This is a genomic window from Crossiella sp. NPDC003009, from assembly GCF_053591555.1.
The window spans coordinates 82,086-103,017 of sequence record NZ_JBSFUA010000026.1 but is presented as its reverse complement, the minus strand read 5'-3'; the positions used below and the strand labels follow the sequence as shown (position 1 = coordinate 103,017).

22 protein-coding genes are annotated in these 20,932 nt (G+C 71.4%); 14 read left to right on the top strand and 8 right to left on the bottom strand.

Annotation, left to right across the window (positions count from 1 at the left end; genetic code table 11):
• Nucleotides 1-73: 73 nt before the first annotated feature.
• Both ACWDY5_RS25235 and ACWDY5_RS25230 read right to left on the bottom strand, forming a co-directional pair.
• Entirely contained in the window at nt 74-1,195 is a 1,122-nt protein-coding gene (locus ACWDY5_RS25235) for a hypothetical protein (protein WP_449724631.1), read from the bottom strand.
• Between the two features lie 91 nt (nt 1,196-1,286).
• Nucleotides 1,287-2,657, bottom strand: coding sequence for a cystathionine beta-synthase (locus tag ACWDY5_RS25230; RefSeq protein WP_449724630.1), 1,371 nt, complete (start codon nt 2,655-2,657; stop codon nt 1,287-1,289).
• A gap of 171 nt (nt 2,658-2,828) precedes the next feature.
• Here ACWDY5_RS25230 and ACWDY5_RS25225 point away from each other — a divergent pair, with 171 nt between their 5' ends.
• From ACWDY5_RS25225 to ACWDY5_RS25215, 3 genes are all read left to right on the top strand, one after another.
• Nucleotides 2,829-3,257 (top strand): hypothetical protein, encoded by a 429-nt coding sequence (locus tag ACWDY5_RS25225; protein WP_449724629.1) that lies wholly within the window; start codon nt 2,829-2,831, stop codon nt 3,255-3,257.
• A 180-nt stretch (nt 3,258-3,437) separates the two neighbouring features.
• Nucleotides 3,438-4,391 carry an SGNH/GDSL hydrolase family protein gene (locus ACWDY5_RS25220; RefSeq protein WP_449724628.1) on the top strand — a complete coding sequence of 318 codons (954 nt, stop codon included), beginning with the start codon at nt 3,438-3,440 and terminating at the stop codon, nt 4,389-4,391.
• 33 nt (nt 4,392-4,424) lie between these two features.
• On the top strand, nt 4,425-5,645 hold the full coding sequence (locus tag ACWDY5_RS25215; protein ID WP_449724627.1) for an acetyl-CoA C-acetyltransferase: 1,221 nt from the start codon (nt 4,425-4,427) through the stop codon (nt 5,643-5,645).
• Between the two features lie 75 nt (nt 5,646-5,720).
• Here the strand turns inward: ACWDY5_RS25215 and ACWDY5_RS25210 are convergent, their stop codons facing one another.
• Entirely contained in the window at nt 5,721-6,512 is a 792-nt protein-coding gene (locus tag ACWDY5_RS25210) for a Bax inhibitor-1/YccA family protein (RefSeq protein ID WP_449724626.1), read from the bottom strand.
• Between the two features lie 323 nt (nt 6,513-6,835).
• On the opposite strand from ACWDY5_RS25210, the gene ACWDY5_RS25205 reads away from it, so the two are divergent.
• Nucleotides 6,836-8,260 carry an MSCRAMM family protein gene (locus tag ACWDY5_RS25205; protein ID WP_449724625.1) on the top strand — a complete coding sequence of 475 codons (1,425 nt, stop codon included), beginning with the start codon at nt 6,836-6,838 and terminating at the stop codon, nt 8,258-8,260.
• Nucleotides 8,261-8,263: 3 nt separating this feature from the next.
• Complete coding sequence (locus tag ACWDY5_RS25200; RefSeq protein WP_449724624.1) at nt 8,264-9,025, top strand: class F sortase; 762 nt, start codon at nt 8,264-8,266, stop codon at nt 9,023-9,025.
• 6 nt (nt 9,026-9,031) lie between these two features.
• Here the strand turns inward: ACWDY5_RS25200 and ACWDY5_RS25195 are convergent, their stop codons facing one another.
• Nucleotides 9,032-10,237, bottom strand: a complete 1,206-nt coding sequence (locus ACWDY5_RS25195; RefSeq protein WP_449724623.1) for a pentapeptide repeat-containing protein — start codon at nt 10,235-10,237, stop codon at nt 9,032-9,034.
• Between the two features lie 66 nt (nt 10,238-10,303).
• Nucleotides 10,304-11,296: a PQQ-dependent sugar dehydrogenase gene (locus tag ACWDY5_RS25190; RefSeq protein WP_449724622.1), complete on the bottom strand. Its 993-nt coding sequence runs from the start codon at nt 11,294-11,296 to the stop codon at nt 10,304-10,306.
• Between the two features lie 272 nt (nt 11,297-11,568).
• Here ACWDY5_RS25190 and pqqA point away from each other — a divergent pair, with 272 nt between their 5' ends.
• The 5 genes from pqqA to pqqB all read left to right on the top strand — a co-directional run bounded on the left by pqqA (nt 11,569) and on the right by pqqB (nt 14,737).
• Nucleotides 11,569-11,658, top strand: a complete 90-nt coding sequence (gene pqqA / locus ACWDY5_RS25185; protein ID WP_185000163.1) for a pyrroloquinoline quinone precursor peptide PqqA — start codon at nt 11,569-11,571, stop codon at nt 11,656-11,658.
• A gap of 93 nt (nt 11,659-11,751) precedes the next feature.
• On the top strand, nt 11,752-12,453 hold the full coding sequence (pqqC, locus tag ACWDY5_RS25180) for a pyrroloquinoline-quinone synthase PqqC (protein ID WP_449724621.1): 702 nt from the start codon (nt 11,752-11,754) through the stop codon (nt 12,451-12,453).
• Nucleotides 12,454-12,457: 4 nt separating this feature from the next.
• Nucleotides 12,458-12,742 carry a pyrroloquinoline quinone biosynthesis peptide chaperone PqqD gene (gene pqqD / locus ACWDY5_RS25175; protein ID WP_449724620.1) on the top strand — a complete coding sequence of 95 codons (285 nt, stop codon included), beginning with the start codon at nt 12,458-12,460 and terminating at the stop codon, nt 12,740-12,742.
• The gene (gene pqqE / locus ACWDY5_RS25170; protein ID WP_449724619.1) at nt 12,735-13,844 is read left to right on the top strand and encodes a pyrroloquinoline quinone biosynthesis protein PqqE; all 1,110 of its coding nucleotides are present in this window, start codon (nt 12,735-12,737) and stop codon (nt 13,842-13,844) included. The genes pqqD and pqqE overlap by 8 nt, the downstream gene beginning before the upstream one ends.
• The gene (gene pqqB, locus ACWDY5_RS25165) at nt 13,841-14,737 is read left to right on the top strand and encodes a pyrroloquinoline quinone biosynthesis protein PqqB (protein ID WP_449724618.1); all 897 of its coding nucleotides are present in this window, start codon (nt 13,841-13,843) and stop codon (nt 14,735-14,737) included. The genes pqqE and pqqB overlap by 4 nt, the downstream gene beginning before the upstream one ends.
• Here the strand turns inward: pqqB and ACWDY5_RS25160 are convergent.
• A complete protein-coding gene (locus ACWDY5_RS25160) occupies nt 14,734-15,702 on the bottom strand; it encodes a DUF5937 family protein (protein ID WP_449724646.1) in 969 nt (322 codons plus the stop codon). The two genes, pqqB and ACWDY5_RS25160, sit on opposite strands and share 4 nt — an antisense overlap.
• Before the next feature lie 161 nt (nt 15,703-15,863).
• On the opposite strand from ACWDY5_RS25160, the gene ACWDY5_RS25155 reads away from it, so the two are divergent.
• From ACWDY5_RS25155 to ACWDY5_RS25140, 4 genes are all read left to right on the top strand, one after another.
• The gene (locus tag ACWDY5_RS25155) at nt 15,864-16,823 is read left to right on the top strand and encodes an endonuclease/exonuclease/phosphatase family protein (RefSeq protein WP_449724617.1); all 960 of its coding nucleotides are present in this window, start codon (nt 15,864-15,866) and stop codon (nt 16,821-16,823) included.
• A 238-nt stretch (nt 16,824-17,061) separates the two neighbouring features.
• Nucleotides 17,062-17,190 carry a hypothetical protein gene (locus tag ACWDY5_RS25150; protein WP_449724616.1) on the top strand — a complete coding sequence of 43 codons (129 nt, stop codon included), beginning with the start codon at nt 17,062-17,064 and terminating at the stop codon, nt 17,188-17,190.
• Nucleotides 17,191-17,464: 274 nt separating this feature from the next.
• Nucleotides 17,465-18,664, top strand: coding sequence for a sensor histidine kinase (locus ACWDY5_RS25145; protein ID WP_449724615.1), 1,200 nt, complete (start codon nt 17,465-17,467; stop codon nt 18,662-18,664).
• Between the two features lie 5 nt (nt 18,665-18,669).
• Nucleotides 18,670-19,353 carry a response regulator gene (locus ACWDY5_RS25140; RefSeq protein ID WP_449724614.1) on the top strand — a complete coding sequence of 228 codons (684 nt, stop codon included), beginning with the start codon at nt 18,670-18,672 and terminating at the stop codon, nt 19,351-19,353.
• Between the two features lie 3 nt (nt 19,354-19,356).
• On the opposite strand, the gene ACWDY5_RS25135 is transcribed toward ACWDY5_RS25140, so the two are convergent.
• Nucleotides 19,357-20,007, bottom strand: coding sequence for a hypothetical protein (locus ACWDY5_RS25135; protein WP_449724613.1), 651 nt, complete (start codon nt 20,005-20,007; stop codon nt 19,357-19,359).
• A 40-nt stretch (nt 20,008-20,047) separates the two neighbouring features.
• Complete coding sequence (locus ACWDY5_RS25130) at nt 20,048-20,884, bottom strand: oxygenase MpaB family protein (RefSeq protein WP_449724612.1); 837 nt, start codon at nt 20,882-20,884, stop codon at nt 20,048-20,050.
• Nucleotides 20,885-20,932: the final 48 nt, after the last annotated feature.

Here is a 20,932-nt window from a genome sequence, read left to right as displayed (position 1 = left end):
GCCGAGCCTACGTGCTCGGTAAACGATCAGCCCCCGGCCTTGTCGGGCCGGGGGCTGAAGTTTCGCTTACCGCTCAGTAGCCGGGGTAGCCGCCGCCACCCTGGCCGTAGGGCTGCTGCGGGTAGCCGCCCTGCTGCGGGCGCTGCGCCTGCTTGAGCTTCATGCCCGCGGTGGTGGACGGCAGCCACCAGAGCACCAGGATGGTGGCCCAGAACAGCAGCGGCAGGATGCCCAGGATCCCGACGATGCCGATGCTGCCGAGCGAGGCGAGACCACCGAGCAAGCCGATACCGGCCAGCACGGTGATGGTGATCCGGGCCCAGTTGGCGCCCTGCGAACCGGCGAGGAAGCCCAGCACACCGACACCGGCGGCAATCAGCATGCCGATGATGACGGGCACGTAGAGCCCGGCGGTGGCGTAGCGCGAGGGGATGTTCGCCAGGTTGATCAGGCTGATGATGTTCAGGATCAGCACCAGACCGGTGATGCCGATCGTGACCCACATGGCCATCGGCAACGTGTTGCTGCCGCTGCCGGACTGGCCGTAGGGCTGCGCGCCGTAGCCCTGCTGCTGGCCACCCCAGCCCTGCTGCTGGCCGTAGCCCTGCTGTGGCTGCTGGCCCCACTGCTGCTGACCGGGCTGCTGCTGGGCCTGCTGGCCCCACTGCTGCTGCGGCTGCGGGCCGGTGCCCGGCTGCTGACCCCACTGCTGCTGGGGCTGGCCGCCGGTCTGCGGGTAACCGGGCTGGGCCTGCGGCTGCTGACCCCACTGCTGCTGGCCCGGCTGCGGCTGCTGGGGCTGCTGGCCCCACTGCTGCTGCGGCTGCGCCTGCGGCCCAGTGGGCTGCTGGCCGCCCTGCTGGGCGAAGGACGGCGGGGCGTACTGCGGTGTCACCGGCGGCTGCTGGCCGGGCGGCACCACCTGGGTGGCATCCGGCGCCGGTGCGGCCGGGGTGGCACCCGGCTGGACCACCTGGGTGGCCTCCGGGTTGGCGGGCGCCGCGGGCTGCTGCCCCGCAGAAGAGCCCAGCGCCGAGGAGATCACCTGGGTGGTGTCGGCGTGCGGCGTGTGCGTGGTCGTCGGCAGACCCTGCGCCGGAGATGGCGTCGGGTCGGCCGCGCCACTCTGCGGATCAGCCTGCGGCTGCCCACCCTGGCCCTGGTACGGCTGCTGGGGCGGCTGCGGAGCGCTCATCGGGTTCCTTACCCCCTTCGGGGTGGCTGGCCGTCGTGTGGTTGCGGCAACGCTATCGGATGCTCCGAACGGGCGTAGTCCCAATGCGGCATTATCTGCCGGCGAGGAAGCCCAACACGTCCTGTCGGGTGACAACACCGGCCGGTTTGCCGTCGATGAGCACCATCGCGCCGTCGGCGTCGGTGAGCGCCTTCATCGCGGTGCTGATCGTCTCGCCGGCGCCGATGGTGGGCAGCGGCGGGGACATGTGCGTCTCCACCCGGTCGGCCAGCGCGGCCTTGCCCGCGAACAGCGCGTCCAGCAGGTCCTTCTCGTTGACCGCGCCCGCGACCTCGGCGGCCATCAGCGGCGGCTCGGCGTTGACCACCGGCATCTGGGACACGCCGAACTCGCGCAGCACCGAGATGGCGTCCGCGACGGTCTCGTTCGGGTGCACGTGCACCAACTCGGGCAGGGTGCCGTCCTTGCGCCGCAGCACATCCCCCACCGAGGCGCTGCTGTGGTCGGCGGTGAGGAAGCCGTAGGAGGCCATCCAGGAGTCGTTGAAGACCTTGGACAGGTAGCCGCGGCCGCTGTCCGGCAGCAGCACGACCACCACGTCGTCCTCGGTCAGGCCCTCGGCGATCTTGAGCGCGGCCGCCGCGGCCATCCCGCAGGAACCGCCGACCAGCAGGCCCTCCTCGCGGGCCAGGCGGCGGGTGATGTCGAAGGAGTCCGCGTCGGAGACCTCGACGATCTCATCGCACACGGTGCGGTCGTAGGTGGTCGGCCAGAAGTCCTCGCCGACGCCCTCGACCAGGTACGGCCGCCCGGTGCCGCCGGAGTACACCGAACCGTGCGGGTCGGCGCCGATGACCTTGACCTTGCCGTCGGAGACGTCCTTGAGGTACCGGCCGGTGCCGGAGATGGTGCCGCCGGTGCCCACGCCCGCCACGAAGTGGGTGATCCGGCCGTCGGTCTGGCGCCACAGCTCGGGGCCGGTGGAGTGGTAGTGCGAGAGCGGGTTGTTCGGGTTGGCGTACTGGTTGGGCTTCCAGGCGCCGGGGATCTCGCTGACCAGGCGGTCGGAGACGTTGTAGTAGGAGTCCGGGTGCTCCGGCGCGACCGCGGTCGGGCAGACCACGACCTCGGCGCCGTAGGCCTTGAGCACGTTGCGCTTGTCCTCGCTGACCTTGTCCGGGCAGACGAACACGCAGCGGTAGCCCTTGCGCTGGGCGACCAGCGCCAGGCCGACGCCGGTGTTGCCCGAGGTCGGCTCCACGATGGTGCCGCCGGGCTTGAGCTCACCGGAGGCCTCAGCCGCCTCGATCATGCGCAGCGCGATGCGGTCCTTCACGCTGCCGCCGGGGTTCAGGTACTCGATCTTGGCCAGGACCAGCGGCTTCAGGCCGTCGGTCAGGGAGTTCAGCCTGACCAGCGGGGTGTTGCCGACCAGGTCCATCACGTGCTCGGCGTACTCCACCGCGCGGTCCTCCCAGTAGTTGAGACGTCCGGGTCAGCGTAGCTCCCCCGCCGTCACCCGATCGCTGTTACTCCGTGGCGCGTGCCACTCTTGGCGGCGGTCGGCCACCGCCCGGTCACGTATTCTTGGCCGGTCGGAAAGATCCGTTCCGGGCTCGCGTCGGGGGTAACCATGAAACTCACGGTGCACCTGTTCACCACCGACGCCCTCGCTTTCGGGGACGTGCTCGCGCTGCCCGGCCAGGACCAGGCCGCCGTGGTCTGCCTGCTCCCCCTCGCTGAGCTGGACTTCTCCTGTGTGCTCGCCGCGCGCGCCGAGCCGGGCGAGCCCGGTCCGGAGGAGCTGGCCGAGCACTTCGCGCTCTCCGGTATCGGGGCCGCCGACTCCGCCCTGCTGGCCGAGGTGGACGGCCGCCTGTTCGCGCTGACCTTCGGGCGCGGCGCCGACCTGCTGGAGTCCGCGCTGCTGGATACGGCGTTCGAGGGCAAGGCCATCCCGTTCCCGCTCACCGGGCTGGGCCACCAGCTCTCCGCGCTGCTCGGGCACTACGACGACCCGCTGCACCGGGCCGAGCTGCCCTTCCCCGCCGACCGCGCCTGAGGCGCGAATCACCCCTCGCGTAGTCCCGCTGGCCCAGGCGCTAAATCGTCGCCTCATCCGAAAGTGGGAAGTAAAAATGTCTGCCTGGCGTTAACCCGTTCGGCCTTACTTACGGAACACTGGGTTAACAGCTGGTGGTGGGGCCATAGGGGGACCACCAGAGCGGAGGGGAGCCGGGCCATGTTCGGATTGCGCGTTCTCCGCGCCGCGGTCTTCACCGCGGGTGCGATCGGCGGGCTCTCCGGCGCCGCGTACGGGTTGCTGACCGAGCAGTCCAAGCGAGCCCGGAAGATCATCGGGGTGCCGGCCGCGCCGCTGCGCGCCGACGGCGTCTACCTGCCGGAGGGCGTCGGGCCGCTGGACCCGGCCGATCCCCGGATCACCGGCGACCCGCTCGTCTTCGCCGTGCTCGGCGACTCCTCCGCGGCCGGAGTCGGCTGCGACACCGACGAGGAGCTGCCCGGAGTGCTGCTGGCCAGGGGGCTGGCCGAGGAGTCCGAGCGGCCGGTGCGGCTGCTCACCCACGCGATCAGCGGGGCCACCAGCCGGGAGCTGGCCGGGCAGACCGACGCCGCACTGCTCACCCCGCCGGACGTGGCCCTGGTGATCATCGGCGGCAACGACGTGACCGCGCGGCTGAGCCCTGGCGCCTGCGCGCTGCTGCTGGGCGCCGCGGTGCGCAGGCTGACCGAGACCGGCACCGCCGTGGTCGTGGGCACCTGCCCCGACCTGGGCGCGATCCGGCCGATCGCGCAGCCGCTGCGCTCGCTGGTGCGGTCCTGGAGCCTCACCCTGGCCAGGGCCCAGCGCAAAGCGGTGCTGATGGCAGGCGGGCAGCCGGTGGCGCTGGCCGACCTGCTCTCGCCGGAGTTCCTGACCAGGCCGGCCGAGCTGTTCAGCAAGGACATGTTCCACCCGTCCGCGGCCGGGTACGCCGCGGCGACCCAGGTGCTGCTGCCCGAGCTGTGCGCGGCCGCGGGCGTGTGGGACGGCGGCCCGCTGCCCACCCAGCCCACCCGTTCGGCCGCGGCCGAGGCGCGGCGGCCCACCGCGAAGCTGGTGGCCAAGCTGAACCAGCGGCTCAAGCAGGTGCCCCCGGCAACGTCACACTCCGCCGCCGTTACCGGACAGTAGGCTGCGCTTCAGGCGAACAAAGGAGTTCTCGACATGCCTGAAGCCGTGATCGTGGCGACGGCCCGCTCCCCCATCGGCCGCGCCAACAAGGGCTCCCTGAAGGACGTCCGCGCCGACGACCTGACCGCGATGATGGTCAAGGCGGCGCTGGCGAAGGTCCCGGAGCTGGACCCGCGCGAGATCGACGACCTGATGCTCGGCTGCGGCCTGCCCGGCGGTGAGCAGGGCTTCAACATGGGCCGCGCGGTCGCCGTGCTGGCCGGGTTCGACCACCTGCCCGGCACCACCATCACCCGCTACTGCGCCTCCAGCCTGCAGACCACCCGGATGGCGCTGCACGCGATCAAGGCAGGCGAGGGTGACGTGTTCATCAGCGCCGGGGTGGAGATGGTCTCCAGCTACGCGCGGGGCAACTCCGACGGCTGGCCGGACACCCAGAACCCGCGCTTCGCCGACGCGCAGGCGCGCACCCAGCACGCCGCCGAGCACGGCGCTGGCGAGTGGGTGGACCCGCGCGAGTCCGGGCTGCTGCCCGACGTCTACATCCCGATGGGCCAGACCGCGGAGAACCTGGCCCTGGCCAAGGGCGTGACCCGCGAGGACATGGACCACTTCGGCGTCCGCTCGCAGAACCTGGCCGAGAAGGCGATCGCGAACGGCTTCTGGGCCCGCGAGATCACCCCGGTCGAACTGCCCGACGGCACCGTGGTCAGCGCCGACGACGGTCCTCGCGCCGGAACCACGTATGAGAAGGTCTCCACGCTGGACCCGGTGTTCCGGCCGGACGGGCGGGTCACCGCGGGCAACTGCTGTCCGCTCAACGACGGCGCGGCGGCCCTGGTGATCATGAGTGACACCAAGGCCAAGCAGCTCGGCATCACCCCGCTGGCGCGGGTGATCTCCACCGGCGTGTCCGCGCTGTCCCCGGAGATCATGGGCCTCGGCCCGGTGCAGGCCTCCCAGCAGGCGCTCAAGCGAGCGGGCATGAGCGTGGACGACGTGGACCTGGTGGAGATCAACGAGGCCTTCGCGGCCCAGGTGATCCCGTCCTACCGCGACCTGGGCGTGCCGCTGGAGAAGGTCAACGTCAACGGCGGGGCGATCGCGGTCGGGCACCCGTTCGGGATGACCGGGGCGCGGATCACCACCACGCTGCTGAACTCGCTGTCCTGGCACGACAAGACCATCGGGCTGGAGACGATGTGCGTTGGCGGCGGGCAGGGCATGGCGATGGTCCTGGAACGCCTGAGCTGAGCTGTCTGGCGGCATAGAAACGAGGAAGGCCCCCGGGAGCACCGGGGGCCTTCTCGTTTGTCGTGCGGTGGAGGGTCAGTCCTGCCGGAAGTAGCTGAGCAGGCGCAGGATCTCCAGGTACAGCATCACGATGGTGGCGGTCAGGCCGAAGGCCGCGTACCAGGCCCACTTCGCGTCCATGCCGGAGCGGATCATCTCGTCGGCCTGGTCGAAGTCGAGCAGCAGCGCGAAGGCCGCCACACCGATGATGACGATGCTGAAGATGATCGCGATGGCGCCACCGTCGCGGAGGCCGAGGCCGCCGGGGACGAAGAAGCCGGCCACGATGTTGGCCAGGATCAGCACCAGCACGCCGACCAGCGCGCCGATCACCCAGCGGGTGAGCTTCGGGGTGACCCGGATCGCACCCGTCTTGTAGACGACCAGCATGCCGGCGAACACACCGGCGGTGCCGATCAGCGCCTGCACCACGATGCCGGGGAAGCGCAGGTCCATCAGGGCGCTGATCGCGCCCAGCGCGACACCCTGGGCCACCGCGTAGGTCAGTGTCAGCGGCGCGGACGGCCGCGGACGGAAGGACAGGAACAGGCCGACCCCGAACCCGACCAGCACGGCCGGCAGGGCCAGGTAGTAGGCCTGGAAGAAGGCGGTCAGGAAGCCGGCGACCAGAGTGACACCGAAAGACGTCGCGGTCTTGAGCACCACGTCGTCCACGGTCATCGGACGCTCGGAAACCCCTGGCCGCGAGTCGTACGGCTGCTGGTAGCCAGCCTGGTGACCGGCGGGCTGGCCGCCGGTGTTGAACGTCGCGTAACCGGAGCCCTGGGTGGGCAAGTTACGGAACGCCGGGTTACTGCTAGTGCGCACCTGGTCCTCCTGGAGCGTGCTCGCGCCGTCACCCGGTACAACGTCCAAAGGCGCGGACCGGTTCCATGACAGGTAAAGCTGACTTTACTCGCATCATCATCGTCTCACGCGCCCCCTGGTCTTCGCTCTGGGTTATGAGGACGAGTCCGTTAGGGATCAAAACGTAGTCCGACAAGATCAGCAGCTTGCGCCGAATGGTCTATACGGCAAGGTGAGGGACACCACAGCGTCACCTGCTTGCGTAGTTCTAAAGGCCGATTGCGGCTCGCCCGGCGACCCCGACAGCATGCGTGGCGACAGGCCGTAGCTAACAAGGAGCTTTCATGCCTGGCCTTAGAAATCTGCTGGTCGGGGCGCTGAGTGTGACACTCGCCGCCGGCGGCCTCGGGCTGGCGATCCCCGGTTCGGCGCTGGCCGCCGGGGAACGCATCGGCGAGCACACGAAACCGCAGGAGTACCAGGGCCGCCCCAAGGGAGACGACTGGATCGGCTCCTACACCTGGCGCGGCAGGCAGGTCTGGTGCGTGCGGTTCGCCCTCGACGAGCCCGGCGACGGGATCGAGTACACCCCCAGCAAGGACGGGCTGACCACCAAGTGGAACACCCCGCTGACCGCCGAGACCAAGGCCAAGATCTCCTACCTGCTGCTGCGCTACCAGGACACCGCCTCGAAACCGGAGGCCGCCGCGCTGGCGCACCTGCTGCACAGCTGGACCTCGGGCACCAAGGACCCGAAGCTGCTGGCCAAGACGAACAACTCCGCCCGCATCGGCTACGACGTCGACTTCCACTTCAACGGCCTCTCGCCGGAGGCCCGGCAGGCGGTCGGCAGGCTGCAGGCCGACGCGGACGCGCACTACGGCCCGTGGACGCTGACCGTGACCGCGCCCAAGGAAGGGCAGCTGATCGGCAAGCCGGGCAACTGGACCGTGGTGGTCAACTCGGCCAAGGGCCAGCCGGTCGCCGGGGTGCCGGTGAAGCTGAAGGCGGTGGACGCCGAACTGGCCGGGGAAGCCGGTGACGGCAACGTCAAGACCCCGGCCAACGGCAAGCCGCTGGTGGTCGCGGTGACCGCGAAGGGCCCCAACCCCAAGCTGGTGGCCACCGTGGAGAGCCCGAACGCCGACCCGGTGCTGCTGCTGCCGAACAAGCCCACCGCCCAGCGCGCGCTGACCACCGGCGGGCAGTCCCCGGTCTCGGCCGAGGCCACCGTGCCCGCGGTGACCCAGCCGGGCATCGTCAAGATCGGCAAGGTGGACGCGGCCAGTGGCGCGGCCATCCCCGGCGTGACGATGCGGATCACCGCCGCGGACAAGGAAGCGCCTGCGGAGAAGCAGGACGGGTCGCCGTTGACCGGGGTGGACGGCAAGCCGCTGGTGGTCAAGACCGGCGACGACGGCCAGGTCTCGGTGGCCGACCTGCGCACCCCGCAGGAGATCTGCCTGATCGAGCTGATCCCGGCCAAGGGCTACGAGGAGGGCTTCGACCCGAAGAAGCCGCCGACGGTCTGCGGCACGGTGGCGCCGGGCAACACCCTGGCGCTGTCGCTGACCAACAAGGCCAACGTGCCGAAGAAACCGGTGGTGCCCAGGGTGATCCCGGCCGGTGACCAGCCGGATCGCCCGGTGGCCCAGGCCGCCACGGTGACCCAGGTGGAACCGGCGGGACTGGTCGGATTCGCCATTTTCACCCTGGTCATGGCTACGCTGGGCGTCATGGCTCTGCGTCGACGCCCGCAGCAGCGGTGACCCATGGGGAGATCGCTGTATCCCGGTGAGACCAAACGCGACAACCGCGCGCGGGTGGCCGGCCTCGGCCTGCTCGGCGTGGCTCTCGCGTGCCTGGCTGCCGGGCTCAGCGCCTCCCAGCTGACCACCACGGTCGTCGGCGAGCCGGTGGCGGTGGAGAACCCTCCGCCGTCACCGCTGCGGGCCCGCCCGCTGACCGACCTGGGCGACGCGCCGTTGATCCGCTGGGGCCAGCCCGGCGGCGGCAACCCCGCGCAGCCCACCACCACGACCACCACCCCGCCCAAACCCGGCCAGCCCAACCAGATCACCCAACCGGCCGGTGGCCAGCGCCCCGGCACCGTCCGCCTGCCCGAGGGCGGCACCGCCACCCTGGTCCGCCGCGAGGTGGCCCCCGACGGCGTGCTCCCGGTCCCCGACGGCGTCCGCGACGCCACCTGGTGGGGCGCGGGCCTGGACGCGGCCAAGGGCGCGACCGTGCTGGCCGGGCACGTGAACTGGAAGGGCGCCACCGGCCCCTTCGCCGAGCTGTGGCGCAGTGACAAGGGCCAGAAGGTCACCGTCAAGGACGCCACCGGCAAGACCTACAACTACCGGATCACCGAGGTGCACACCGTGCACAAGGACCAGCTGCCGCAACGCGCGGAGTCGCTGTTCGCCCAGACCGGCAACCACCGCCTGGTGCTGGTGACCTGTGGCGGGGAGTGGGTCGGCGGGCAGCTGGGCTACGACGACAACCGGATCGTGGTGGCCGAGCGGGCCTGAGCCGGCTCACCGCGGTTCCGGCAGCCGCGCGCCGGTGAACAGGGCGGCCGCGGCGAAGTGCGCCTCGGCGAACCCGGCCGCGCCGTCGAAGCGGGTGCCGGTGAACGCGGCCGTGCCCTCGAACCTGGCCTGGTGGAACGAGACATCGCCGTGGAAGTGGACCTGCCGGATCCACGCGGCACCGGCGAAGCGCACCTCGGCGAACCGGCTGTCACCGTGGAAACGCGCCCCGGTCAGCCGGGCGCACCGGTCGAACCGGGCGCTGGTGAACCAGGCGTCACCGCGGAAGTCAGTGTTGGTGAACCAGGCGTCCTGCTCGAACCGGGCACCGCGGAAACCCGTGTCGCCGTGGAACTTCGCGTTGCGGAAGGACGCCTCACCGGCGAACCGCGCCATCCGGAACACCGCCTTGTCCGCGAAGTCGGCCCTGGCGAACCGCGCGTTGCCGTTGAACACGGCGTGGGTGAACAGGGCGCGGCCGGTGAAGCGGGTCGCACTGAACCGGGCGTCGCCCTCGAAGGTGGTGCCGACGAACACGGCCGCGCCCAGCTCACCGCCGGAGAGGTTGAACTCGACCAGCGTGGCCCCGGACAGGTCGAGCGCGATGCCGGGCCAGAAGTTGTCGTTGGCGATCTGGCCGTCGGCGTCCCGGTCCGGGCGCAGGTGCGCGGCCAGGATGTGCTGCGCGGTCAGCCGGACCTGGCGTTCCTGCCCGGGATCGGGGTCCGCGACCGGCATCCGCAGGTAGGCGCACAGCACGTTGACGATGGTCTGGCGGTGCTCAGGGGCGCCCTGGGCCAGGCGTTCCAGCGCGTGCAGCCCGGCCAGCCGGACCGGCGCCTTGTCCGAGCCGAGTTGTTCGGCCGCCTTGGTGTACAGCTCGGTGACCCGGCGTTCGGTGGCGTCGTGCCGGGTGTCGGTGGCGGCGAGGTCCTGCAGGTCCAGGGCCACCTCGGTGGTGCGCTGGCGGCGCACCGCGAGCAACAGCGCCAGCGCGGCCGCGGTCCCGCCCGCCGAGGTCAGCGCGGTGCGGATCGCTTCCATCGCGGCCCGCTCCCGTTCGGCGTCGGTCAGGCTGGTCGCGCGCGGCCACAACGCGAAGCCGGTGGCGACACCGAGTCCGAGCACCAGTAGGACCGCGCCGCCGATCCACCACCAGCGCAGGGGACGCAGGCGCACGGCATCCCGTGCGGACCGCCGCGTGTTCGGCATGGCTCGATCATGGCCGGAGGGGCCCGGGTCCGGAAGACCACGGGCCCCGATCGCGGTGACGGGCCGTCAGTTGCCGTCGGAGGTGTAGATGCCGCCCGGTGTGACGATCCACAGCGAACCGTCCGGCGCGGCCTGCGCGGCGCGAGTGCGGCCCAGGTTGGTGTAGATCTTGCCGCCGGAGCCGCTCAGGTTGGTCTTGTACGTGCCGCCCTTGAGCGAGGCGATGTAGAGGCTGCCCTTGTAGTGGGCCAGGCCGCTGGGCGTCGCCTGCGAGGTCGACCAGGTCTTGACCGGGTTGGTCATGCCGGGGTTGCTACAGGGGCCCTCACAGGTCTGCCAGCCGTAGTTCTTGCCTGCGTCGATCTTGTTCAGCTCGTCGACCTTGTTCGCGCCGATGTCGGTGGCGTAGAGCTGGGAGCCGACCCAGGTCAGGCCTTGGACGTTGCGGTGCCCGTAGGAGTAGACCCGGCTGTTGAACGGGTTGCCCGGCGCGGCCGCGCCGTCCTTGGTGACCCGGAGGATCTTGCCGCCAAGGGAGTTCTTGTTCTGGCCGTTGGCGCCGTTCTGGCCGTCCCCGGTGCCCGCGTAGAGGAAACCGTCCGGCCCGAAGGCGATCCGGCCGCCGTGGTGGAACTGGGAACCGCGCGGGATCCCGGTCACGATCGGCTGCGGGGCCTGGCCGAGCTTGAGCTTGGCGATCCGGTTGTCGCTGCCGGTGGTGTAGTAGATGAAGACCAGCTGGTCCGCGGCGTAGGTCGGGGACACCGCCAGGCCGAGCAGGCCGGCCTCCTTGGTGACGCTGACCCCCGGGATGGTCTGCACGTCGGAGACCTGGCCGGCCTTGTCGATCTTGCGGATCTTCTTGCTGTCCTTCTCGGTGAACAGGGCGGTGCCATCGGGCAGCCAGTCCACGGCCCACGCCTGGTTGAGCCCGGAGGCGATCTGCTTGATCGCCGTGGGCGAGGCTTCGGACGCGGTGGCCATCGGTGCGGTGAACGCTGCGGTGGCGGTCGCGGCGGCGACCACAGCTCCGATGACTGTTCTCCGTCGAGCGTGCATCGTGCCCCTCCTGATCATGCCGGTGGAGTGCGGGAACGGCGGCGGTGATGGCGGCGGCACAGAGTCGGATGTAACCGTTTGCAGTTTGGCCGACCCTACCCAAGGCAAGCGCTTACCGCTAGGCCTGTCAACGCCGTCTGGAAAGTTCCCTGAAAAATACGAACGGCGTCTGGCGGGATGCCGAAAAACGTGTCTAGCGTGGTGTCGCTCGCCATGAGCGATGGAGAGGGCGGTTCGGCGGCGGACCACCCGTGATCCGAGGAGTGAGCGTTATGGAAACTCGTGAAGTGTGGACCCGTCCGGAATTCACCGAGTACGACACGCCCATGGAGGTCACCGCGTACGCGGCCCGCATGGACTGATGCTCATCCAGGGTGGGAGCCGCGGCCCTGTGGCTCCCACCCGCCTCCGCCGCCGCCAGCACTGTCGGAGCTCCCCCGAAAGGTAGTGCGGAGATGGCTGCCAGCCAGGATGTGTTGTCACGCGAGGACTTCCTCGCCGCGTTGCGGGGCCTGTCCCATCGCTACTGGGGAACCCACCCCTTCCACCAGCGGATGCACGCCGGTGAGCTGAGCGAGCACGAGCTGCGCACCTGGGCGGCCAACCGCTGGTACTACCAGTGCATGCTGCCGCAGAAGGACGCGGCGATCATCAGCAACTGCCCATTGCCTGCGGTCCGGCGGCACTGGCTGGACCGGATCGTCTACCACGACGGCAGGACCGAGGGCGAGGGCGGCGCGGAGAGCTGGCTGCGGCTGTGCCAGGCGGTCGGCCTCACCCGCGAGGAAGTGCTGGACCAGCGGCACGTCGCGCCGGGCACCCGGTTCGCGGTGGACGCCTACGTCACCTTCGCCCGGCAGCAGCCCTGGATCATCGGGGTGGCCTCCGGGCTGACCGAGATGTTCGCCGGACACCTGATGCGCCAACGGGTTTCCGATGTGCTGGCCAACTACGCGTGGATCAGGCGGGCGGACCTCGCCTACTTCACCACCCGCATCGACAAGGTCTCCGGCGAGGGCAAGGAGACCGTCGACCTGGTGCTGGAGCACTGCGTCACCCGCGAGCTGCAGGAGGCCGCGGTGGCCGCGCTGAGCTTCAAGTGCGACGTGCTGTGGTCCATGCTGGACTCGATCGAGCGTGCCGCGGCGAAGGGATAGCCGGATGAGCGAGATCACCGGGACCTCCCGGCCACGGCTGCGCCGGGGCGTGCGGCTGAGCTACGACAAGGTGCGCCAGACGCACGTGCTGCTCTTCCCCGAGGGCGTGCTGGTGCCCAACCCGACCGCGGCCGCGGTGCTCTCGCACTGTGACGGGGTCAACGACGTGGACGCCGTGGTGAAGCTGCTTTCCGAGCGCTACCAAGGGGTCTCCGTCACCGATGTGGCCGAGCTGCTCCTCGCGCTGCGGGAGCGGCGGATCGTGGAGCTGGAGGTGCCGGATGCCTGAGGCCGAGCCGCCGCTGGGCATGCTCGCCGAGCTGACCCACCGCTGTCCGCTGCACTGCCCGTACTGTTCCAACCCGCTGGAGCTGATCGCCAAGAACAACGAGCTGAGCACCGAGCAGTGGCGTTCGGTGCTCACCCAGGCCCGCGAGCTCGGCGTGCTCCAGGTGCACCTGTCCGGCGGCGAACCCCTTGCCCGCCATGACCTCCGCGAGCTGGTCGAGCACGCGAGCGAGCTCGGCTGCTACGTGAACCTGGTGACCAGCGGGCTCGGCCTGACCGAGCCGGTGCTGCGCGAGCTGGCCGACCGGGGACTGGCGCACGTGCAACTGTCCATTCAGGACTCTGACCCAGTGCGGGGCAACCAGGTCGCGGGCGCCCGCGCGCACGACCGGAAGCTGGCCGCGGCCGAGGTGGTGCACCGGGTCGGCCTGCCGCTGACCGGGAACGTGGTGCTCACCCGGCTCAACCACGACCGGATCGGCGAGATCATCGCCATGGCCGAGACCATGGGCGTGGACCGGCTGGAACTGGCCAACACCCAGTACTACGGCTGGGCGCTGAAGAACCGGGCCCAGCTGATGCCCACCAGAGAACAGCTGGCCACCGCGGAGCCGATCGTGCGCGCGGCGACCAAGCGGCTGGCCGAGCGGATGCAGGTGGTCTACGTGGTGGCCGACTACTACGAGGACTACCCGAAACCGTGCATGCACGGCTGGGGCGCGCGCCAGCTGACCGTGGCCCCCAACGGCGATGTGCTGCCCTGCCCCGCGGCGACCGCGATCAGCACGCTGAAGCTGGAGAACGTGAAAGACCGGCCGCTGGCCGAGATCTGGTACCAGGGCGAGTCCTTCAACGCCTACCGCGGCACCGACTGGATGAGCGAGACCTGCCGGGCCTGCCCGCGCAAGGAGACCGACTTCGGCGGCTGCCGCTGCCAGGCGTTCCTGCTCACCGGCGACGCCGCGGCCACCGACCCGGTGTGCTCCCGCTCGCCGGACCGGCCGATCATCGACACCATCCTGGCCCGCCACCACCAGGCCGCCGAACCGCTGGACGCGCCGCTGGCGATGCGGTGGCTCGCCATCGAACGAGGAGCGCGATGAGGGTTCTGCTGCTGGGCACGGCGGCAGGCGGCGGTTTCCCGCAGTGGAACTGCGCCTGCCGGATGTGCGCCGCCGGCCGGGACGGCCTGCTGACCCACCGCAGCCAGGACGGCATCGCGGTCAGCGCCACCGGCGAGCGCTGGTTCCTGGTCAACGCCAGCCCGGACATCCGCACACAGCTGTTGGCGCACAACCAGTTCCGCCCCAAGCCGCCGAGGGACACCCCGCTGCGCGGCGTGCTGCTCACCGACGCGGAGCTGGACCACTCGCTGGGCCTGATGCTGCTGCGCGAGGGCGACGACCTGGACGTCTGGGCCCCTTCAGCGGTGCTGCACGGGCTGACCGAGGACTTCGGGCTGCGCGGAGTGCTCGCGCACTACCGGAGTTGGTCCTGGCACACCGTCGAGCCCGGCACGGCCTTCACCCTTGGCGGCGAGCTGGCGGTGACCGCGTTCCCGGTCAGCGGCAAGCGGCCCCGGTACGCCAAAGAGTCCACAATGGACGGTCCGTGGGTGGTGGCCTACCGGATCACCGACCCGGCCACCGGCGGCGCGCTGGTCTACGCGCCCTGCCTGCGCGAGTGGCCCGAGGGCTTCGACGAGTTCGTCGCCGACGCCGACTGCGTGATCATCGACGGCACCTTCCACTCCGCGGCGGAGATGTCCGGGGCCACCGGGAAGAAGGCGGACGCGGACCAGAAGTCCATGGGGCACATCCCGATCGCCGGTCCGGGCGGCGGACTGGACCTGCTGTCCCGCTATCCCGGCAAGCGCCGGATCCTGACCCACCTGAACAACACCAACCCGGTGCTGGACCCGGACTCGCCGGAACACGCCGAGGTGCTGGCCGCCGGGGTGTCCGCGCCACCGGACGGCACCGAGTTCGAGCTTTAGGAAGCAGCGAGGAGCGCGTCGGCCTGGGCGCTGCGCTGGTAGAGCACGAACCGGCCGTCCCGGCGCGCGGTGACCAGGCCGGTCCGGCGCAGCGCGCCCAGGTGGTAGGACACCGTGGCCGCGGCCAGCTCGTGCCGGCCGGCCAGCTCCGCGGTGGAGCGGGGGGCGTCCAGGTCGGCCAGCAGCGCAGCCCTGGTCGCGCCGACCACCCTGGCCAGCTCGGCCGGGTCCCGCCTGCCGCGCAGGCCGATCCTGGCGGCCGGGTAGTAGAGGGCGACCTGCCGCTTGTCGTCGCACTGGAGCATGAACTTCGGCCAGCTGAGCACCGAGGGGACCAGCACGATCGCCTGCCCGGACAGGTCGAGGTCCACCGAGTAGGGCTTGTCCACGGTCACCGCCGAGCCGGTCCAGTGGCACTTCGGGTCCAGCGTGCTCAGCAGCGTGCCGACCCCTCGGGTGGCCAGCGTCCTGGCCCGGTCGCCGAGGTCGGCCTCGGCCAGCGCCTCGATCCGGGGCCAGCCCTCGGCCAGCGCCAGCCGCCAGAAGGTCTCGATCCCGTCGGCCAGCCGCCCGGCCAGCGTGCCCGCCTCGGCCAGCCGCCGCACCCTGGCCGAGACCGGCCGGCCCCAGTGGCTCTCGGCGAAGCGCAGCTGGGTGCGCACCACCTCCGCCGAGCTGCCCGCCAGGTCGGCCAGCTGGGCCTGGAACACCTCGGCTGGCGCGCCCGGCCGGGGCTGCGGGGTGAGCAGGTCCGGGGTGTAGTGGTTGCCCGCCGGCGCCAGCAGGTCGGTGACCAGGCCGACCGCTGCCGCGCCGAGCGCGTCCCTGGCCAGCGTGCCGGTGTCGCCGAAGACCGGGTGCCTGCCGCCACGCGCGGCCAGGTTCAGCCACCAGACCGCTTCCATGATCGGTGAGTGCGACAGCCGGATGTTCGCCACCGTCGTGGCGTCACAGCGCAGCAGCATCACCGGCCGAACATAGCGCGGATTCGAGCGGGTTCGAATGAGTTCCGCCGACGGCCGGGAGGCGCTTTGCTGGTCGTGGCCGGGGAGTCCAGTTCTGGGGGACGGGACTCCCCGGCCACTGCGCCATCTCCCGTTCACCGGCCGCCGCTAGCCTGCGCCGCATGCGGTGGTCCCGACTGGTCATGTCCGTACTGGCCCTCACCATCGGCCTGACCGGCCCTGCCGAGGCCGCCCCAGCCGATGTCCGGGTGCTGACCTGGAACATCTGGCGCGGCGGCCTCGGCGCGGGCGCGGACAACCTGCCCCGGCTGCTGGACCAGGTCGTGGCGACCCGCCCGGACGTGCTGCTCGCGGTGGAGACCTACGGTGCGGGCGAGAAGATCCGCCAGGCGCTGACCGACCGGGCGGGCAAGGGCCGCTACTCCGGCACCCGGATCACGCCCAGCACCACCGGCGGCGACAACCTGTGGATCTTCACCCGCTACCCGGTGACCAGGACCTATCCGGCCCCGGCCGGCGGCAAGGTCACCGCCTTCAACTTCGGCGGCGTCCAGGTCCGGCTGCCCGGCGGCAGGCACCTCAACCTGTTCGACACCTGGCTGCCCTACACCGACCCGTGGAACGGCTACCTGATCGACGAGAACGCCGCCGCCCTCCGCGCGGGCCTGCCGCCCCGGCACACCCCGGCGGCGGTGGCCGAGGCGGAGACCGCGCAGACCACCTACCTGACCGAGATCATCACCCGCCACCTGCCGGACGGCCCTGCCGTGCTCGGTGGCGACTTCAACACCCCGGCGGCCAGTGACTGGACCGACCGCTGGCAGGACTGCCCGAACCACTTCGGCATGACCTACCCGCTGCGCACCACCGACCTCCTGGCCGAGGCCGGCTTCACCGACACCTTCCGCGCCGCCCACCCGGACGCCTGCACCGCCGAGGGCCGCACCTGGAGCCCGCAGCCGACCGAGCGGATGATCACTCCGCAGCGCATCGACCTGACCTTCGCCAGGGGCGCGACGGTGACCGGCAGCCAGGTCCTGGACACCCGGCTGCCCCGGCACGGGCCGGGGGTCTTCTACTCCGACCACGCGGCGCTGTTGAGCACGGTGCGGGTGCGCTGAGCTCAGGCATATCAGGAAAACGAGCAACCGCACCGCCGTCCGGCGGGTTGACCGTCCACAACAGACGCACCCGGCGGCGCTGGTCAGTCCACAAAGGCCAGTTGACCGGACATCTCCGGGCCGTCCGGCCGCCATGCGGCCTAGTCCCCAGGTCGGACCCCGTGCGGGCGCTACCTCCCCGGCGGGTGCCCAACTCGCCACCGCCAGCGGAGGTGCGCGGGCGGGGTCGGGGTGGACAGTGACGGGGCAGACCTGGCGCGTGCCGGGGAGGGCGGTCGCGGTGTCGCATCCGCCCGTGCCGGACTCCGGCGCCTACTCCGTGGAGCAGTACCGCGCGTTGCTGGCCGGCACCCCGACCTCGCGGTGAACTCCCAGGTCAGCCGGGCGGTGCTGATCGAGTTCGCCCAGCGGGCGGGAGGAGGACACGGGTGGAGGCGGCGAAGGAGGAGGGGCGGGTACGACGGGTGCGGGCGCCGGTTGTGCGGCCGCTGACCACCTCTTCGACCACCCCGCCGTGGCAGCTGGACCCCCGCAACCCACAGAACCGGCAGAACCGGACCCCGTCCGCACCTGACCCCAGCGCGCACACCGGCGGTAGGTTGGGGGGTACTGCCCTGGTCGCGCAGTGGTTCGGAGCGCGCATGTCCACACCACTCGGCTGGCGTCCGCCGCGCCCGCTGCAAAACCTGAGTGCCCGCCAGGCGGACCTGCTGGTCGTCGTCCTCGTGCTGCTCGCGGTGGAACTGCCGCTGGCCTTCGGCATCGGCGGCGTCTCACCCTGGTGGGGCTACCTGGTCGCGGCGCTGACCGCGCTCCCCCTGCTGCTGCGCCGCCAGGCGCCGATGCTGACCATGCTCGCGGTCAGCGTGGCCGACCTGGTCTACATCGGGCTCGACCTGCCGGACGTGTGGAGCATCTACGGCCCGCTGGTCGGCGTCTACACCGTGGCCAGGCACAGCGAACCGCTGATCCGCCGGGTCACCCTGGCGCTGGCGCTGCTCGCGGTGGGGGTGCACAACATGCTCGACCCGATGCAGTTCCAGGAGTTCACCTTCCTGATCACCTGCACGGTCACCGCGTACCTGCTGGGCTGGGCGGTGCGCACCAACGCCGCCTACACCCTCGCGCTGGAGGAGCGCACGCACCGGCTGGAGCAGGAGCAGCAGCTGGAGGCCGAGCGGGCCACCAGCGCCGAACGCGCCCGGATCGCCCGCGACATGCACGACATCCTCTCCCACGCGGTCGCGCTGATCGTGGTGCAGGCCGAGTCGGGGCCGCTGGTGGTGCGCAACGACCCGGCCCGCGCCGAGGCCAGCTTCGACGCCATCGCCACCGCGGGCCGGGACGCGATGGCCCAGCTGCGCAGGCTGCTCGGCATGGTGCCAAGGGATCCGGCCGAGGTGGGCCGGGCCCCGCAGCCGACCATGGACGACGTGCCGCGCATGATCGAGACGGTCCGGGCGACCGGGCTGCGGGTGGAGCACACCGTGGACGGCACGCCCAGCCCGCTGCCGCCGGACACCGAGCTGGCGGTCTACCGGCTGATCCAGGAGGCGCTGACCAACACCGTGCGGCACGCCCGCGCCGGCCGGGCCGAGGTGCGGCTGAGCTGGTCGCGGGCCGAGCTGGCGGTGCGGGTGCTCGACGACGGGATCGGCGCGGACCTCACCGAGCAGCAGGGCAGGGCCGGGCGCGGGCTGGTCGGCATCCGGGAACGGGTCGGCGCCTGTGGCGGGATGGTGCGGATCGGGCCGCGCGATGGTGGCGGATTCGCGGTGACGGCGGAAATCCCGTTGGCGCACAAGGACTTCCCGGTGAACCGGGTGGAGAGGCGGAGTTGAGCGTGGTGACCGAGCAGACCGTGGAGCCGATCCGGGTGGTGATCGCCGACGACCAGGAGCTGGTGCGCGCCGGGTTCCGGCTGATCCTGGACAGCCAGCCCGACATCGAGGTGGTGGCCGAGGCCGAGGACGGCGCGAACGCGGTGTTCGCCACCCGGATGCTGCGGCCGGAGGTGGTGCTGCTGGACATCCGGATGCCCACCATGGACGGCATCGAGGCGGCCAGGGTGATCTGCGCGGAGACCGACGCCAAGGTCGTCATGCTGACCACCTACGACCTGGACGAGTACCTCTACGACGCGCTGCACGCCGGGGTCAGCGGCTTCCTGCTCAAGGACGTGCGCAGGGACGACCTGGTGCACGCGGTGCGCGTGGTGGTCACCGGCGAGGCGATGCTGGCCCCGTCGATGACCCGCCGCCTGGTGCAGGACGTGGTCAGCCGCGCGCTGCGGCCCACCCCGGACAACCCGGACCCGCGCCTGGACACGCTGACCGCGCGCGAGGCGCAGACCCTGGAGCTGGTGGCCCGCGGGCTGTCCAACGCGGAGATCGCCAAGGCCATGGTGCTCTCGGAGCACACGGTGAAGACGCACGTCAGCAGCCTGCTGACCAAGCTGGACCTGCGGGACCGGGTGCAGGCGGTGGTCTTCGCCTACGAGTACGGCGTGGTGGGCGGCAGCCGGGCCTAGCCTTCAGCGCGAGCGCAGCAGGCGTTCCGCGATCCGCATCCGCAGCGCCTGCCAGAGCTGTCCCGGCACCGACGGCCGCCGCGCGGTGCACCGAGCCCGCGCGGGCACGTGCTCGCCCCGCAGCTCCCCGGCTACCTCGGCGACCACCCTCGGGTGCCCCAGCGGCACCGGTTCGCTGCCGCGGTCCAGCACCTTCACCCGCACGCCGTGACCGGTGAGCACCTGCTCGATCGGCACGCTGCGCAGGTTGAGCAGCGCCTGATCCAGCTGGGTCGCGCCGTGCCCGGCCGCTGCCTCGCCGGAGCACGGCTCCGGGTCGACCAGCAGCACCGAGCGGACCTGTTTGGGGTGGTCGGTGGCCAGCAGCATGGCCGGTCCGGCGGCCTGACCCTCGGCCAGCAGGTCGATGGCGCCGCCGCCGTCGGCCAGGCGCTCCAGCACGTCCCTGGCCCTGGGCATGGCGGCCTCGGCAGCGGGCAGGCGCAGCCAGGCGATGTGCGTGGAGCGGGCGAAGTCCCGCCAGGTCGCGGGCAGCTCCCCGTGCTTGCCCAGGCCTGCTGGATCAAGGACGAAGAGCACATCGGCGCCTTCGGGTCCATGTTCCACCAGGTCCGGGCCCGCGGCTCGGGTGACCTGTGGTTTTGGTGCGCTCATGGCCTGCCTTTCCGGGTGACCCCCGCGCGGGGGATACCCACTAGGCGGGCCGGTTACACACCGATGCGATCCGGGCCTGCGCCGCCCGGTAGTGCGGACCCTGACGGAGTGAGCCGGGCAGCGCGAGCAGCACCAGCCGCAGCGAGCGGGCCAGCGCGGTCGCGGTCAGCTCGGTGCCGGGCAGGCCGGTGAGGCCGTAGGCGCGGCGGGCCCAGTCCGGCAGCAGCGAGTAGCTCAGCGCGGCCAGCGCGGCCCAGGCCGGGCGGGCCGGGGTGAGCAGCCGCACCGGCGTCGGCATCGGCGGGAACAGCAGGAACCGGGCGGTGCGCCGGGCTGCCGCGGTGCTGCGGACCACCGGGCGCAGCCGGGCGAAGTAGTCGGCCAGCGCGTCCGCCGAGTCCGGCACCATCGCCTCCGGCACGCCGACCAGCCGGGCCGCGCGAACCTGTTCGGCCAGGTAGGCGTCGGCCTGCGCCGGGGTGAGCCGCATGCCGCTGCGCCGGGCGGTGTCCAGGAAGGAGTCCACCTCGCAGTTGTGCACCCACAGCAGCAGCTCCGGATCGGTGACCCGGTAGGGCTGCCCGGTCTCCGGCTCCACGCCGGTGAGCCCCCGGTGCGCCCGCCGGACCACCGCGCCGGCCTGCTTGGCCTGGCTGAGCGAGCCGTAGGTGACCGTGCCGACGTACTCGGCGGTGCGCAGCAGCCTGCCCCACGGGTCCGACTCGAACTTCGAGTGCTGTGCCACACCCGCCATCGCCAACGGGTGCAGGGCCTGCAGGAACAGCGCCCGCAGGCCGCCGAGGAACAGCACCGGATCCGAGTGCACCCGCCAGGTGACCGAGTCCGGCCCGAAAAGTCCTGTCTCTTCCGCGCCCATCAGCTACCAGTGTCGCACCCCGATGACACGATCGAGTGAACCTGTTGG

Coding starts and splice junctions, on each gene's coding strand:
- ACWDY5_RS25235 (WP_449724631.1), bottom strand. CDS start 1,195: ATGAGCGCTCCGCAGCCGCCCCAGCAGCCGTACCAGGGCCAGGGTGGG.
- ACWDY5_RS25225 (WP_449724629.1), top strand. CDS start 2,829: ATGAAACTCACGGTGCACCTGTTCACCACCGACGCCCTCGCTTTCGGG.
- ACWDY5_RS25220 (WP_449724628.1), top strand. CDS start 3,438: ATGTTCGGATTGCGCGTTCTCCGCGCCGCGGTCTTCACCGCGGGTGCG.
- ACWDY5_RS25215 (WP_449724627.1), top strand. CDS start 4,425: ATGCCTGAAGCCGTGATCGTGGCGACGGCCCGCTCCCCCATCGGCCGC.
- ACWDY5_RS25205 (WP_449724625.1), top strand. CDS start 6,836: ATGCCTGGCCTTAGAAATCTGCTGGTCGGGGCGCTGAGTGTGACACTC.
- ACWDY5_RS25200 (WP_449724624.1), top strand. CDS start 8,264: ATGGGGAGATCGCTGTATCCCGGTGAGACCAAACGCGACAACCGCGCG.
- ACWDY5_RS25195 (WP_449724623.1), bottom strand. CDS start 10,237: ATGCCGAACACGCGGCGGTCCGCACGGGATGCCGTGCGCCTGCGTCCC.
- ACWDY5_RS25190 (WP_449724622.1), bottom strand. CDS start 11,296: ATGCACGCTCGACGGAGAACAGTCATCGGAGCTGTGGTCGCCGCCGCG.
- pqqA (WP_185000163.1), top strand. CDS start 11,569: ATGGAAACTCGTGAAGTGTGGACCCGTCCGGAATTCACCGAGTACGAC.
- pqqC (WP_449724621.1), top strand. CDS start 11,752: ATGGCTGCCAGCCAGGATGTGTTGTCACGCGAGGACTTCCTCGCCGCG.
- pqqD (WP_449724620.1), top strand. CDS start 12,458: ATGAGCGAGATCACCGGGACCTCCCGGCCACGGCTGCGCCGGGGCGTG.
- pqqE (WP_449724619.1), top strand. CDS start 12,735: ATGCCTGAGGCCGAGCCGCCGCTGGGCATGCTCGCCGAGCTGACCCAC.
- pqqB (WP_449724618.1), top strand. CDS start 13,841: ATGAGGGTTCTGCTGCTGGGCACGGCGGCAGGCGGCGGTTTCCCGCAG.
- ACWDY5_RS25160 (WP_449724646.1), bottom strand. CDS start 15,702: ATGCTGCTGCGCTGTGACGCCACGACGGTGGCGAACATCCGGCTGTCG.
- ACWDY5_RS25155 (WP_449724617.1), top strand. CDS start 15,864: ATGCGGTGGTCCCGACTGGTCATGTCCGTACTGGCCCTCACCATCGGC.
- ACWDY5_RS25145 (WP_449724615.1), top strand. CDS start 17,465: ATGTCCACACCACTCGGCTGGCGTCCGCCGCGCCCGCTGCAAAACCTG.
- ACWDY5_RS25135 (WP_449724613.1), bottom strand. CDS start 20,007: ATGAGCGCACCAAAACCACAGGTCACCCGAGCCGCGGGCCCGGACCTG.
- ACWDY5_RS25130 (WP_449724612.1), bottom strand. CDS start 20,884: ATGGGCGCGGAAGAGACAGGACTTTTCGGGCCGGACTCGGTCACCTGG.